At 45.5% G+C, this 13137-nt stretch carries 20 protein-coding genes; 6 read left to right on the forward strand and 14 right to left on the reverse strand.

Annotation, left to right across the window (positions count from 1 at the left end; all coding sequences use genetic code 11):
* Nucleotides 1–213: 213 nt before the first annotated feature.
* The 4 genes from sspO to MHB78_RS13010 all read left to right on the forward strand — a co-directional run bounded on the left by sspO (nucleotide 214) and on the right by MHB78_RS13010 (nucleotide 1677).
* Nucleotides 214–360 carry a small acid-soluble spore protein O gene (gene sspO / locus MHB78_RS12995; protein ID WP_046132818.1) on the forward strand — a complete coding sequence of 49 codons (147 nt, stop codon included), beginning with the start codon at nucleotides 214–216 and terminating at the stop codon, nucleotides 358–360.
* A 25-nt stretch (nucleotides 361–385) separates the two neighbouring features.
* Complete coding sequence (locus tag MHB78_RS13000) at nucleotides 386–535, forward strand: small acid-soluble spore protein P (RefSeq protein ID WP_065894538.1); 150 nt, start codon at nucleotides 386–388, stop codon at nucleotides 533–535.
* A gap of 109 nt (nucleotides 536–644) precedes the next feature.
* Nucleotides 645–1019, forward strand: coding sequence for an Hsp20/alpha crystallin family protein (locus tag MHB78_RS13005; RefSeq protein ID WP_046132817.1), 375 nt, complete (start codon nucleotides 645–647; stop codon nucleotides 1017–1019).
* A gap of 229 nt (nucleotides 1020–1248) precedes the next feature.
* The gene (locus MHB78_RS13010) at nucleotides 1249–1677 is read left to right on the forward strand and encodes a DUF2621 family protein (RefSeq protein ID WP_046132816.1); all 429 of its coding nucleotides are present in this window, start codon (nucleotides 1249–1251) and stop codon (nucleotides 1675–1677) included.
* A gap of 36 nt (nucleotides 1678–1713) precedes the next feature.
* On the opposite strand, the gene MHB78_RS13015 is transcribed toward MHB78_RS13010, so the two are convergent.
* The 3 genes from MHB78_RS13015 to MHB78_RS13025 form a co-directional block, all read right to left on the reverse strand.
* Nucleotides 1714–2199: a CcdC protein domain-containing protein gene (locus MHB78_RS13015; protein ID WP_046132815.1), complete on the reverse strand. Its 486-nt coding sequence runs from the start codon at nucleotides 2197–2199 to the stop codon at nucleotides 1714–1716.
* 92 nt (nucleotides 2200–2291) lie between these two features.
* Nucleotides 2292–2657 carry a response regulator gene (locus tag MHB78_RS13020; RefSeq protein WP_046132814.1) on the reverse strand — a complete coding sequence of 122 codons (366 nt, stop codon included), beginning with the start codon at nucleotides 2655–2657 and terminating at the stop codon, nucleotides 2292–2294.
* A 63-nt stretch (nucleotides 2658–2720) separates the two neighbouring features.
* Nucleotides 2721–3428: a cytochrome c biogenesis protein CcdA gene (locus tag MHB78_RS13025; RefSeq protein ID WP_046132813.1), complete on the reverse strand. Its 708-nt coding sequence runs from the start codon at nucleotides 3426–3428 to the stop codon at nucleotides 2721–2723.
* A gap of 243 nt (nucleotides 3429–3671) precedes the next feature.
* Here MHB78_RS13025 and MHB78_RS13030 point away from each other — a divergent pair, with 243 nt between their 5' ends.
* Complete coding sequence (locus MHB78_RS13030) at nucleotides 3672–3836, forward strand: aspartyl-phosphate phosphatase Spo0E family protein (protein ID WP_046132812.1); 165 nt, start codon at nucleotides 3672–3674, stop codon at nucleotides 3834–3836.
* Between the two features lie 83 nt (nucleotides 3837–3919).
* On the opposite strand, the gene MHB78_RS13035 is transcribed toward MHB78_RS13030, so the two are convergent.
* The 6 genes from MHB78_RS13035 to yneA form a co-directional block, all read right to left on the reverse strand.
* Entirely contained in the window at nucleotides 3920–4138 is a 219-nt protein-coding gene (locus MHB78_RS13035) for a YneF family protein (protein WP_003182236.1), read from the reverse strand.
* Between the two features lie 84 nt (nucleotides 4139–4222).
* Nucleotides 4223–4663 carry a sporulation inhibitor of replication protein SirA gene (sirA, locus tag MHB78_RS13040; RefSeq protein WP_046132811.1) on the reverse strand — a complete coding sequence of 147 codons (441 nt, stop codon included), beginning with the start codon at nucleotides 4661–4663 and terminating at the stop codon, nucleotides 4223–4225.
* Nucleotides 4664–4830: 167 nt separating this feature from the next.
* A complete protein-coding gene (gene tkt, locus MHB78_RS13045; RefSeq protein ID WP_046132810.1) occupies nucleotides 4831–6834 on the reverse strand; it encodes a transketolase in 2004 nt (667 codons plus the stop codon).
* 157 nt (nucleotides 6835–6991) lie between these two features.
* Nucleotides 6992–7225: a DUF896 domain-containing protein gene (locus tag MHB78_RS13050; RefSeq protein WP_046132809.1), complete on the reverse strand. Its 234-nt coding sequence runs from the start codon at nucleotides 7223–7225 to the stop codon at nucleotides 6992–6994.
* A 41-nt stretch (nucleotides 7226–7266) separates the two neighbouring features.
* Nucleotides 7267–7935 carry a recombinase family protein gene (locus MHB78_RS13055; protein ID WP_046132808.1) on the reverse strand — a complete coding sequence of 223 codons (669 nt, stop codon included), beginning with the start codon at nucleotides 7933–7935 and terminating at the stop codon, nucleotides 7267–7269.
* A gap of 19 nt (nucleotides 7936–7954) precedes the next feature.
* A complete protein-coding gene (gene yneA / locus MHB78_RS13060) occupies nucleotides 7955–8266 on the reverse strand; it encodes a cell division suppressor protein YneA (RefSeq protein ID WP_046132807.1) in 312 nt (103 codons plus the stop codon).
* 153 nt (nucleotides 8267–8419) lie between these two features.
* Here yneA and lexA point away from each other — a divergent pair, with 153 nt between their 5' ends.
* Nucleotides 8420–9043 (forward strand): transcriptional repressor LexA, encoded by a 624-nt coding sequence (gene lexA, locus MHB78_RS13065; RefSeq protein WP_046132806.1) that lies wholly within the window; start codon nucleotides 8420–8422, stop codon nucleotides 9041–9043.
* Between the two features lie 225 nt (nucleotides 9044–9268).
* Here lexA and MHB78_RS13070 read toward each other — a convergent pair whose 3' ends face one another.
* The 5 genes from MHB78_RS13070 to MHB78_RS13090 all read right to left on the reverse strand — a co-directional run bounded on the left by MHB78_RS13070 (nucleotide 9269) and on the right by MHB78_RS13090 (nucleotide 13043).
* On the reverse strand, nucleotides 9269–9754 hold the full coding sequence (locus tag MHB78_RS13070) for a penicillin-binding transpeptidase domain-containing protein (RefSeq protein WP_330217801.1): 486 nt from the start codon (nucleotides 9752–9754) through the stop codon (nucleotides 9269–9271).
* Nucleotides 9755–9793: 39 nt separating this feature from the next.
* Nucleotides 9794–9937, reverse strand: a complete 144-nt coding sequence (locus tag MHB78_RS13075; protein ID WP_157759336.1) for a hypothetical protein — start codon at nucleotides 9935–9937, stop codon at nucleotides 9794–9796.
* Between the two features lie 41 nt (nucleotides 9938–9978).
* Complete coding sequence (locus MHB78_RS13080) at nucleotides 9979–12414, reverse strand: peptidase G2 autoproteolytic cleavage domain-containing protein (RefSeq protein WP_046132805.1); 2436 nt, start codon at nucleotides 12412–12414, stop codon at nucleotides 9979–9981.
* Between the two features lie 103 nt (nucleotides 12415–12517).
* Complete coding sequence (locus MHB78_RS13085) at nucleotides 12518–12709, reverse strand: hypothetical protein (RefSeq protein WP_046132804.1); 192 nt, start codon at nucleotides 12707–12709, stop codon at nucleotides 12518–12520.
* Between the two features lie 55 nt (nucleotides 12710–12764).
* On the reverse strand, nucleotides 12765–13043 hold the full coding sequence (locus MHB78_RS13090) for a hypothetical protein (RefSeq protein WP_046132803.1): 279 nt from the start codon (nucleotides 13041–13043) through the stop codon (nucleotides 12765–12767).
* Nucleotides 13044–13137: the final 94 nt, after the last annotated feature.

A 13137-nucleotide genomic window follows, 5' to 3' on the forward strand; every position in this document is an offset into this window, starting at 1 on the left:
AAGATCAAGATCATATACCAGAAAAATCGGCATATTTCACCACAATTTTCTCACAATTTAATCTTAAAACAATTTTAAACATAAGTAAATATCAATGTTTTTATTAAATTCAATAAGAATGCCTTATACTTGTAAAAAAGTTTATTTTACTGGAAATACATTTTTTTATACAAAGGCGGAAACGCGGATATACTACAGCCTGAGGTGATAGCATTGTCAAAGCGAAAAGCAAATCATGTCATTCCCGGAATGAACAATGCGAAAAGGCAAGGAAACGGCGCCGGCTACATTGAGGATGACCAGCACATCCTGACCGAAGCCGAACGCCAAAACAATAAAAAGCGCAAAACGAATCAATAAAACCCAAAACAGGAGGTCGGGAATATTGACGAATAAAAACGACGGCAAAGATATGCGCAAAAACGCGCCGAAGGGAGCTCAAGCAGGCCAGCAGCCGGAACCTTTGGACGGAAGCAAAAAGGTGAAAAACCGTAACCACACAAGGCAAAAACACAACTCGCATCACGATATGTAATCGCAAACGCCTGCGGACAGGCTTATGCCGGCGCAGGCGTTTCCCTTTTCACAAGTATTCAAAGTGAAGCATACCTTATCATGAAGGCTAGGTATGGAGGAATGCTTCAATGACAAATGCAAAACAGTTCGATTCCTCTGATTTTGAAGAGGAATGGATGAAGCAGTTTTTTGATGACCCCTTTGTCCTGTACGATGAAACCCTTCCCATTGATCTGTATGAGACAAGTACCGAATATATTATTGAAACAGAATTGTCAAACGTCACCCCCCGCAGCCTGCGCATCACGTTTTCCGGTTATGATTTCAAACTTGCCGTCATATCAGACGAACAGGAGTACGAAAAAACGATGATGCTTCCTTTTTTTCTGAATGACAAGCAGATTGAAACCGAATGCAAAAATCAAATCCTTACCGTTAAAATCAGCAAACAAGCAAACAAAGATGAAACATCCGTTTCTTTTCATATTCCTTTTCATGAATAAAAAGGACCCCGGCATGCTTCGCGACGCTTAGCCCTGCCGGGGTTTTTCCGTTCACCCGTCAAATATCCTCTAGCAATCCTCCATGGCCGAAAAAGAGAATTGCTATACGATAGACTATGTTCTAGCGGCTCTTTTGATTAGACGGATGCCGCCAATTTATATTATTTTTTCTATGTTCTTCTAAAATGGGTTCATGTACAATAGTCTGTAGATAAAGGAGTGATGATAGATGCTGGAAGGTTGGTTTTTATGGCTGATGCTGCTGTGGATCGTCACGATGATCGTCCTTTTATCGATCGGCGGATTTTTTATGTTTCGCAAATTTTTAAAACGTCTTCCAAAAGAGGACGGAAAGTCAGAGCTTGACTGGCAGGACTACTACATTGAGAAGACGAGGCACATGTGGAAGCAGGAAGAAAAAGAGCTGCTTGAAGAGCTGGTGTCTCCGGTTCCCGAGCTGTTTCGCGACACAGCGAAAGCGAAAATCGCCGGAAAAATCGGCGAGCTGGCTTTAAAAGAAAACGCCGGTTCGATCGACCAGGACTTAATCGTCAGAGGCTATATACTGGCTACCCCGAAAAGGGATCATAAGTTTCTGCTCAAACGCTTGAAGGAAAAAAATATTGACCACTCCCCGTACCAGGCGCTTTTTAAATAAAATAAAACCTTTCCTGATAAACGGAAAGGTTTTGCTTTAATTGATCTGCATATTGTTTGACGCTTCCAGTTGGTTTGAAAGCTTTCTGAAGGATAAATACATGGCGATCCGCCACGGAACGATCATCCCAAATGCAAGGATCCAAAACATTCCGCTTAAAGCCCCGTAGTCGATTGATGTGCTCAAAATGCTTTTCATGACGATTCTGATCAAAAGAAGACCGATCAAAATAAATACAAAGGCTTTGGAACGCTTCAAATAAATTTTATCTTCCCTGATTTCGAATTTTGACGTTTTAATCAAGAAAATCGAAAAAATCATCCCTACAGTAATGGCTTCCAAAAATTCTGCGCCTGTAACGTGAAACATCGGAAATAAAAACATCAATGCGCCTGTGCTCATAAAAATCGGCGGCAATATAATTTTTTTGGCCGTAGCCGGTTTTTCAGATGACTTGATTCTGACAGCCATGACAACGACGGCCATCACAACGGCAAGCATAGATGAAACTACAATCATCATAAAGTATCATCCCTTTATATTTTTGCAAATTTTTCTACTGTATACTATACTCCAAAACGCAGAAAAAAACCATTCCCGCGGGTTACCTTCGTTTACGCTTTCCCGAGCACAAGCCGAATGGCTTCCATTACTTTTGCTTCCTCAAAAGGCTTGACGATAAAGTCTTTTGCGCCGGCCTCAATCGCCTCTACGACGATCCGCTGCTGACGCATGGCCGTGCACATAATCACCTTTGCCTTCGGCTCGATTTGAATCATTTCCTTTAACGCTTCGATTCCGTTTTTCACAGGCATCGTAATATCCATGATGACAAGGTCCGGTCTGAGCTCTTCATACAGCAATACAGCCTCCTCGCCATTTTCGGCTTCCCCTGCGACAGGAAAATCTTCCGCCTCGAGAATTCCCCTTATTTTATCTCTCATGAATTTTGCATCATCAACAATTAAAACCCTTGTCATACTCCCCTCCAATATCACAGTCCAGTTTATTATAACAAAAACGGCCACCCTCTAAAAAAGATCCTAAAATCCTCTAAAATCGCCAAACAGCTCCGATAATACGATGATAATTTTCGTCATCCAGTCAAAAAACAGGAGGATTCCGATCAAAATCATCGCAGCGCCTCCGATCTTCATGATCAGAAGCTGATGCTTCCTGAGCCATTTAACTTTTGAGATAAAAAAGGACAGAAGCAAAAAAGGCAGGCTGAATCCGAGTGCATACAGCAGCATATACGGCACCGCAGATACCGGATTGGTCCCGGCCAGCGCGATTACGGCAGCTAATATCGGACCCGTACACGGCGTCCAGCCGGCCGCAAAAGCCATCCCAATGCCGACGGAGCCCAGCAAACCGCCCGGCTTGTTTTTAAAGTGAAGCCGCCTCTCTTTCATTAAAAATTCAGGCTTAAACACGCCCAATGTGACAAAACCGAAAAAAATGATCAATATGGCTCCAAGCTGCCTGATCAAATTGTGGTAATCCTTAAAAAAGGAGCCGACAAGCGATGTACTGTAGCCTAAGGCAACAAAAATAACCGAAAATCCGATCAGGAAAAAGACCGTGTGCAGCAGGCTTCTTTTTTGCAGCATCATTCTGTCCGAATGAATGTCACTCATGCTGACGCCGGTGATATAGGATAAAAATGCCGGATACAGCGGCAGGCAGCAAGGCGAAATAAAAGATAGGAATCCTGCGCCGAAAGCCAGAACATAATTAATATCTGTCATTCTCTTTCTCCCTTCCATTTACAGGAATATCATGCAAGAAAAACATCTACTATGACAATTACATTTCAATTTTCCAACATATCACCAAAAAAGATATAGTCTTTCCGAATTTCTTTATATAATCGATTTTCGGCTATTTACCCTTCCTGCCTTTTGAATTGAAAAGAAACCTATATATGGATATAATAGCATTTAGTAGGCATCGAAAAAGATGATATACAGAAGAAAGGATAAATTCCTGTGATGAAAGAAAACCTGCTTTATGAAATTGAGGAAAAAAGAAAAGAGTTGCTGCAAATTGTCATGACAAATGGCATGACATCAAATATTACCATTCAGCACAGCCAGCAGCTTGATATCCTTCTTTTAGAATACCAAAAACTATCGCTGAGCGGCAGCACACAATAATTATAGATCAAAATAAAAAACCCAAAAAAAGCGGGTTTTTTATTTTATAACCATGTTTCTTCTATGTCATAATCGCATTCGCATTATTTCGTTTGATTTTCCATGGCTTTCATCATTTGATTAATTTTCTTTTGGGACGGCTTCATGCCCATCTGCATCATCATCATGCGTAACATTTGTTCATTAATTGGCGGATTTTTTTTCAAATAGTTCATCATATATTTACGAGCGATAAAAAATCCTAGTGCAACACCTGCGAGCAAAGCCAAAACGCCCACCAGGATGACAACCCATAAATCCATTTAATTTCCTCCTTCATGTTGTCTCGTATAAAGTGTACTAAACCAAAGGCTATTATACAACATTTACAGTCCAAATTCTTTCTTTTAAATAAAATTTCTTTCTTTTACAGGGTTGAGCCACCCGTATCGTTCCATACCAAAATCCATCGCGAGAAAGCAAGGGCTCACTTTCCTCAATATTTCAAAAAAGACGGTTTCGGCATCGAATTTGCCGTTTGCCAGAATTTCGATATATTGGTCTTTCATGATAAAGGAAGCGCTTCCCTCAGGGACGAGCAGCCGATATATGCAGTCGACCTGTGTATAGTCCTCCCTGCTGAGGTTCATTTTAAGCCTTTTGTGAATATGGGAAACCGGAATCGGCTTTGTAATATACTCGATTTGCTTAGCCGCAAGCTGTGACTTTTTTTCCTCAGGGCTTGTCCAATGATAATCATAGAAAAGTTTGAACATGACAGATTCCTTTCCGAAATAGTGGCTCGCAAACTCCTCTTCAATCAAATACGTGTAATAATGGCGTTCCATCCCTGTCCCATCCCCCTTGTATCACGATTCTGATGATATGCCTTCTATTATACAAAAGGGGGAGAGAAATAATTGTCTGATGATGATAAGAGAAGGGACTAATTTTGTCGAAAACAAAGAAAAGAGAATGATTGGACTGATCATTCTCTTTTCTATATCACCTTACATTATTTCTGCAACAGTTTTTTCACGCGGTCTGCTACGTTTTCAGCCGTAAAACCGTATTCCTTCATAATCGTTTCGCCAGGGGCAGATGCGCCGAATCGGTCGATTCCGAGAATGTCCCCTTCAGTGCCTGTGTATCTTTCCCATCCAAGCGGAGAGCCCATTTCAATGGCAAGGCGCTTCGTCACGTCAGAAGGAAGAACGGCGTTTTTGTACTCGTCTGACTGTTTGTCAAAGCGGTCCCAAGACGGAACGCTGACGACAGATACATCAATGCCTTCTTTCCGAAGTTCGCTTTGGGCGTCGATCGCAAGTCCGACCTCTGATCCGCTCGCAAGCAGGATAGCCGCAGGTTTTTCATTTTGAGATTTTGATACGACATAGGCTCCTTTTTCCACGCCTTCATATGCCGCCTCAGCAGACTGATCGATCGTCGGCAGGTTTTGACGCGTCAAGACAAGCGCAGTCGGCTGGCTTTTCGATTGCAGCGCAAGCTTCCATGCAGCGGCCGTTTCGTTACCGTCCGCAGGTCTCATGACAGACAAGTTAGGAAGGGCGCGAAGCGATGCAAGCTGTTCAATCGGTTCGTGCGTCGGTCCGTCTTCACCCACAGCGATGCTGTCATGGGTAAATACGTATGTGACCGGAAGCCCCATTAATGCGGCAAGACGGATCGCCGGTCTCAAGTAGTCTGAGAAGACGAAGAATGTACCCGCAAACACCCGCAGACCGCCATGGAGAGCCATTCCGTTTAAAGCAGCGCCCATGGCAAATTCGCGGACACCGAACCAAATGTTTCTGCCGGCATAGTCCTTCGCTGAAAAATCTCCGCCGTTTTTGATCGTTGTTTTATTAGAACCGGCCAAATCGGCAGATCCTCCGAAGAAAAACGGCACTCTTTTTGCGATTCCGTTCAATACTTCTCCTGAAGAAGCTCGGGAAGCAAGGCTGCTTCCTTTTTCATAGACAGGAATATCTTGATCCCAATCTGCCGGAAGTTCTCCGTTAATACCTAATTCAAGCTGCCCGGCAAGCTCAGGATAAGCTTTCTTATATTCGGCGAACAGCTCGTTCCATTCCTGTTCTTTGCGTTTGCCCGGTTCTTTCACCGTTTCATTAAAGTGTTCGTACACTTCGGAAGGAACATGGAAATCTTCTTCATATGTCCACTCATATGCTTCTTTCGTCAGTTTAGCCTCTTCTGCGCCGAGCGGAGCACCGTGAACGCCTGACGTTCCAGCCCGATTTGGAGAACCGAAGCCGATCGTCGTTTTTACTTCGATCAATGTCGGCTGTTTGTCATTTTGCTTTGCTTTCTCAACCGCTGCAGTGATTTCGGCAATATTGTTTCCATCCTCAACATAAAGGACTTCCCAGTTCATCGCTTCAAAGCGCTGCTTCACATTTTCGGAGAATGAGCGGTCAAGATCTCCGTCAAGGGAAATATCGTTGGAATCGTACAGCACGATTAAACGGCCGAGGTTCAGATGGCCTGCAAGGGAAGCTGCTTCTGAAGAGATTCCTTCCATTAAGTCTCCGTCACCGCAAATACTGTATGTATAATGGTCAACGACACGATATTTGTCACGATTGTAAGTTTCCGCAAGATGGCGTTCTGCAAGCGCCATGCCGACTGCCATTGCGATTCCTTGGCCGAGCGGACCGGTCGTCGCATCAACCCCGGGAGTATGTCCGTATTCAGGATGCCCCGGCGTTTTGCTGTCCCATTGGCGGAAATTCTTCAAGTCTTCCATTGAAACGTCATAGCCGCTTAAATGAAGCATGCTGTACAAAAGCATCGAACCGTGTCCCGCAGACAGCACAAAGCGGTCTCTGTTGAACCAGTTTGGATTTTCAGGGTTCACATTCATCATTTTCGTCCAAAGCGTGTAAGCCATCGGAGCAGCTCCCATCGGCATACCCGGATGGCCGGATTTTGCTTTTTCAATGGCATCTATAGATAATGTTCGTATCGTTGCCACAGATTTTAATTCAATCGTTTTCATTTTAATCCCCTTCCTGTATGTACTCTACTTTCTTATCATAAATCGACACATCGGTTTTCACAACCATTTCAGCTCAAAAGCTGAATGAAAAATCGTGAACAAATGTCATTTGTAGTATATACAAAAAAGGAATACGATATTGACGTATTCCCATAAATTAATGCAGCCTGCGGTTCCCTTTTTCTTTTTTCAGCTTTTCGGGAGTCACATCGTTGCCTTCAGGATCTACAATCGTCACGTTTTTCAACGTATTTTTCATAGATGCGCGGACGCCCTTCAAATATTCTTGCCGCAGCTTTTGCTGTTCGGCTTTTTCTTCGTCTGTTAAAGAGCCAGTTTTTGATTTTTTGGCAAGCTCGTTGATTCTGGCTATTTTCTCTTTAGAAATCATGATATACTCCTTTGTTTTGTTTCACCTTCATACTACTAAATTCAGTCTCGTTTGACAACAGATTCGGCTACTCCGTCCTCCATATATTCCTGATAGCGGCGGTGGACGGTAGCTTTGGAAATGCTGTATCCAAAACCTCTCAGGACGGCTGCTATTTCGGCAAATGTCAGCTTGTTTTCCCTCAGCCTGATGATTTCCGAAAGCGGCGCTTCAATCCGCTCCCTCCCGGTTCCTCCGCCGCGGTTTTTTAAGTTCTTTTCCGGGCGGTAGCCGTTTTCGACCGCTTTTTTCATGCCCCTTTTAATTTTCAGGTTATGTATTTTCCGCTGGTATTCCTCCACAATCCCGACGATTTCCAAAACCATTGAGTCGGCTTCAGAAAGCTCAAGCTGTCCTCTATGGGCAAGCGTATATACTTGAACGCCTTCTTTATACAAAAAGTGAAGGAGCGCAATCTTTGCATGCCCTCTGCCCAGCCGCGTGTCGTCCTGGATTAAAACGGCGTCGACATCGGATGTTTTAATCTCCTCGAGCAATTCAAAAACGCCGTCCCGATCCAGCTCGTATCCGCTCGCTTGTTCGGAAATGACTTTTACGACGGTCATGCCGTGTTCGGCGGCGAGCCTTGCAAGCTCTTCTTCCTGCCGCTTTAAGGAGGTCTCCTGCTCTTCTTTCGCCGTGCTCACCCTGGTGTATATAATCGCATTCACAGAAATCCCCCCGTTCCTTCTATTCTACAACCGCCAGCTGATACTGATCAGAATGCTGCTTCGTTACCGGCACGACTAAAACATCGCCGGGTTTGATGACAGACGTCGGCAGACCGTTTCGATCCGCAACCCACTCGACGAATTTCTGCTTGTCAGCAGCTGTTCCGCCTTCAATGCGGTCGGCCAGCTTCCATAGCGAATCTCCTTGCTGAACTTCTATTTTAACATATTGCTTGCTTTCTTCGAGCTTAGCGGCAAAAGACAAAAACAGAACACAGGTGCTAATCGCAGCGGTAAATAGACTGACGAAAATCAATGATTCTCTTTTCAATACGATCACCTCAAGATAGAATGTTTGTTCGCTTTTTGTTCAGTATACATACGAACAAATGTTTCTGTCAATCGCTTTTTTCGAACCTATGTTTGTACTCAAAGGAAAAACATGCTATAATCTAGCTAAAATCGACGTTTTGAGGTGCAAATCATGACGAAGCTATCAAAAAGACAACTTGATATTTTGCGTTTCATCAAAGAAGAAGTGAAACGCAAAGGTTATCCGCCTTCCGTCAGGGAAATCGGCGAAGCGGTCGGCCTGGCATCAAGTTCAACCGTACACGGCCACTTGGCGCGGCTCGAGTCAAAAGGGCTGATCAGAAGGGACCCGACAAAGCCGCGAGCCATCGAAATATTGGACACTGAAGAAGGGGTACACATTCCGCAAAGCCAGGTTGTGAACGTTCCCGTCATCGGAAAGGTAACGGCCGGAACGCCGATTACCGCCGTCGAAAACATCGAGGAGTACTTTCCGCTGCCGGATCGACTGGCTCCGCCGGACGAGCATGTCTTCATGCTGGAGATTATGGGGGAAAGCATGATAGACGCGGGAATATTGGACAAAGACTATGTGATCGTAAAGCAGCAAAACACGGCAAACAACGGGGATATCGTCGTTGCCATGACCGAAGACGATGAAGCGACCGTTAAGCGTTTCTTTAAAGAAGCGACCCACATTCGCCTTCAGCCGGAAAACCCGACGATGGAGCCTATCATTCTCCAAAATGTGACCATTCTCGGAAAGGTCATCGGCGTGTTTCGGACCGTTCATTAATCTGCAAGCATCTCGTTTCGGCTGCCGGTTTTCCGGCAGCCTTTTTCTTCACAAAAAAATCAGGTTCATGTCCCGCGGGATACGAACCTGAAAAAGAGGAATTCATAATATGCTTACAAATTCATTATCTCGAAAACTATATTTGCTGTCAACAAAAAAGTTGTACAAAGGAAACTCTTTAAAGGTATTCAAATCTCTTTGCCGATAGACCAGGGGGATTCTTGTTTATTCCCTTACTGAGCCGTTCATGTTTAGAGTGAATACATAAGTGCTGTCACCTGATGTGATAAAGCCTGCAAACCATCTTAATCCGGAGCGGGACAATCTCGCGCCGGATTTTCCATAAAGGGTACAGCTGTCCGTTTCTTCCTGAATCATCATCCGTTTTACTGTTTTCATAACGGGCTTATCAAACGGCAGCGATTCTTTGTACAGCTTTTCCGTGAAATCCGCTTGTACGATCGCGGAAATCTTCAGTGTGCTGCACGCCAAAACTGACCGATTCAGCCGCTTATTTCCGTATGACAATTTCCGGATCCATTCTTCCATGCGCTGCTCACCGATACCCCGGCCATCGCCTGGTAAAACCGAATCATGCATACCCGCCCCGGGCAAATGACCGCGATTCCAGGAATCAAACTCCCTTTTCACGCCGTCCAGGCGCTTGACATCGTATTCATCTCTGACGGTCCCGGTCTGAAATCCGAACAGCGCATTTTCCGCTTAAAAAGCGGATCGGACGTCAGCCTTTCATTGGGCTCTTTTCTTGATGTAGACAAAGGTTTGTCCGTTCTTTACGTTTCTTAAAATAAACGTTCTGTCGCGCTTGTCAAAAAGCTCATTCACACGAAAAATGTTTGGCAGCTTGGCATCGGCTTTTTCCTGTTCAATCACTATCACTTCCTTGGTGAAAGTTAGAAACCTGTCTCAATTTACTATTTGATCATAGCAAGCGCGATGCCGTATCCATTTTGAGGATTGTATGGGGCAGTTATTTTCATCACCTTCCAGGAGCCTTCAGATGCTCTCGTCCCGATCCCGTTAAGCGCCTTGACGTAATCTCCTTGGCGAACCGTACTGTCTATCCGGACGTAATGCCGGCCCAACAGTCCGACAACATGCCATTCATTCCTTGCAGCCCGTGAAAGATAACTTTCTTCCAAAACCTCTTGAAAATGTGGATTCTGTTTCGGTACGCGAATCAGCTCCCCTGTTTCTTCATCCATTTTTTCCTCATATATCAATCCGCCGAATTCGTTTGTCAAATAGCGGTTCTGCCAGGTGAAGCTCGATTCTCCCGATATAAATGCAGCCGTTTCCGACACAACACCCAGCATATCATCCCTTTCTTGAGCTGGCGCGATTTTTTCCCCTCTTAATGCTACGATGGTCCCCGTATCGATCAGCTGCCCGTTTTCACTTTCAAAATACTCTCCGTATCCGCAGGGCAATGATGATCTTACAGAGCCGGCAAATGTGCCGTTCCCGTGCAGAGAGTCCAAAAGCCAGTTGATGGTCTGGTATCCGCCTGCCACGGTGTACGGCTCTTCTAGCGTAATGCTTTCTGAAGACAAAATCGATCTCGATACGCTGTTTCCTTTAATATGGGAGTTGTTTGAAGCAGCGACGAAAGCGCGGGAGCCCTCTGTACTCGAACCGCCTGAAGAACCGATGACAGCATTTCTTTCGCCTTTTGCCGTAATATCGCCGGTGCCGGCAATGACGGCGCTCGATTCCCCAAACGCAAAGCCTGAGGTGGTGGCAATTTGCGCCCCACCCTTTAAGCTGACAGGCACCTGCTCATACGTTTGGCCTTTAATGGAAGCTGCCGCATCATATCCGGCCGCCTGCACGCCGATGATCACGGCTTGGCTGTTTGGCGATTGGATTCCAACCGTTCCGCTGTCTGTTATCATCGTTCCGTTCATCATATTGACGTTATAAAGCCCGCCGCCGATCGAGATTCCTTTTGGAGCGGAATGATAAATATCGAAGTTTGATATTTTGACATAATCGGTTTTATTGGCCCCGCCGGATAAATTAATATCAACACCGGCCTTTTTAAACCCGCGGATTTTAATCCCGTTGATCGTGATGTTTTGGCTGCGGTACTGTAAAGCAACCACAGGATTGCCTCCATAGTCATACTCGGGATCGCCGATCGCCGTAAATCCGTTGACATATACATTCTTATATGCAGAAACAACGAGCGCCCTCGGCGTCACACCGTCGTAAAGCGGGTTGAAGACAGGCTCGACGGCCGTACAGTCGGTGAGCGTGACATCGTACGCTGTGGTGCTTTCCGGATCTGAAGCCTGGTGATGGCCGATATGCCGAAGGTCGAACGCGCGGACATCACGGTAGGAGATATGCCCGATGATATGAACGTTTTGCGAAGCCGGCCACATCTCGTGCGCCTTCACTTCCACCCCGCGGATATTCCCGCTTGTTATGTTGTTTAACAGCCAAACGTGTTTGGATCCGTCGTCAATCTCTATCCCGTTGGAGTTGGACATCCCTTCAGCATGCTCTGTTCCGCGCGGATTTGCCGAATGGCAGTTAGAAATAAAAACGTATTCGCTGTAATGCGTGGTAATGCCGTCATCCCCTGCGCCATACGCCACACAATTATCGACCCAAATATATTTGGAACCGTCTTTTGTCCAGTCGGTATCAGGCAGGTGGTCATATGTCGGCGATGTAATATCAATGCCGTGAAGCCCCGCATTGACGGCTTCAATATCTTTGATCCAGCCGAATTCGACTTTGGCAAACGTTAAACAGCTTGAATACTGCCCGCCCGGATTTCTCACGCCGCCCTGTCTGTCCGGATTCCAGTCTAATGTCATGCCCTGGACAAAAATATTGCGGTTTCCATTTTCATAGTCATCATTTGTGATCACCCACTCATAGGCGGGGGCGTTTTCGTGAAGCTTAATGACCGTTACGCCTTTTCCCTGTCCGACGAAATACGTCCAGGACGGCAGCTTAATTCCCTGAACAAGATAAACGCCTGCCGGAACGTTTACCTTAACGCATCCTGTGCCGATCGCTTTCTGAAAAGCTTCGGTATTGTCCCTGCCGTCGGGTACAGCCCCAAAATCTTCGACGTTTACTTCCCTGGTGATTTTGCTGAGAAGTTTATGATATTCCTTGTCCAGCCGCTCCTTTAACAGTGAGGTGATCTCTCCTTCGGCCGTCACCCTGGCATCTGTCACTTCAACGCTTTGAGAAGCCCCTGCATGCTGTATCAGATTTTGCATCCTTGCTTTGAGCTGCTCCATTTCTGGTAGCGTAATGGAATCCTCACGAAAATGAGACCGCCATCCTGCATGTAGAGACACATCAAAAGGTTTCCTGAATTGCACCATTCTAAAGACACCTCTTTCTTATAATGTAAGCGCTGAAATGGGCGGGAAAGCTTGGCTGTATCTTCGCTAAAGAGCCGGTATGACCGCCCTCTTTGCTTCAATGTTATAAATTGGCTGTCGATGATGAAATCTCCTCTGCCAATTGAAACTGATTTATAAAAAAAGATGGAAAAACCGCTGCCGGTTTCCACCCTTGCCATTTTAGCTTAAGTTGATTGACGATATCAGCCTCGAGTACATCAAGCGGCGTCCTGATCGTACCCTCCCCCTGTCTGACTTGCTGTTTTTGCGGCATCTGTCATCGCCAGCTGAGCGGCAGCCACCGCCTTGCAGCCGTCTTTCAAACGTACTCAAAAAAACTTGCCACCATATGTTCGTGCTCTTCCTTTCATGATCAGGTCAAACGCATCATCAATTACGGCAATCTCTACATCCACAGATGCCTGGCGGTGAGTTGCATGGCGGTTCAGACGATCCATCGTTCCTTTCACAGTATCCGGATGCGTTCGTTCGGCAGATTTCATCAAAATGTTTATAACCGGCGTTGAAACAGGCAGCGAAGCCCCCTCCAAAACGGCAATATAATAGGTGCAAGTCAAAAGAATCGCATCAGACTTACCCGCAGCCATTCATTCATTTGCTCCCTTGCTTTTTGTTCAGGTTTAAACATCGGATCTGGAAAATGAACGATCTCGATATCGTATGCTGAGAATACAATGTTTG

Source organism: Bacillus sp. FSL K6-0138, from assembly GCF_037982765.1.
In the GTDB taxonomy this organism is placed as follows: Bacteria; Bacillota; Bacilli; order Bacillales; family Bacillaceae; genus Bacillus; species Bacillus glycinifermentans.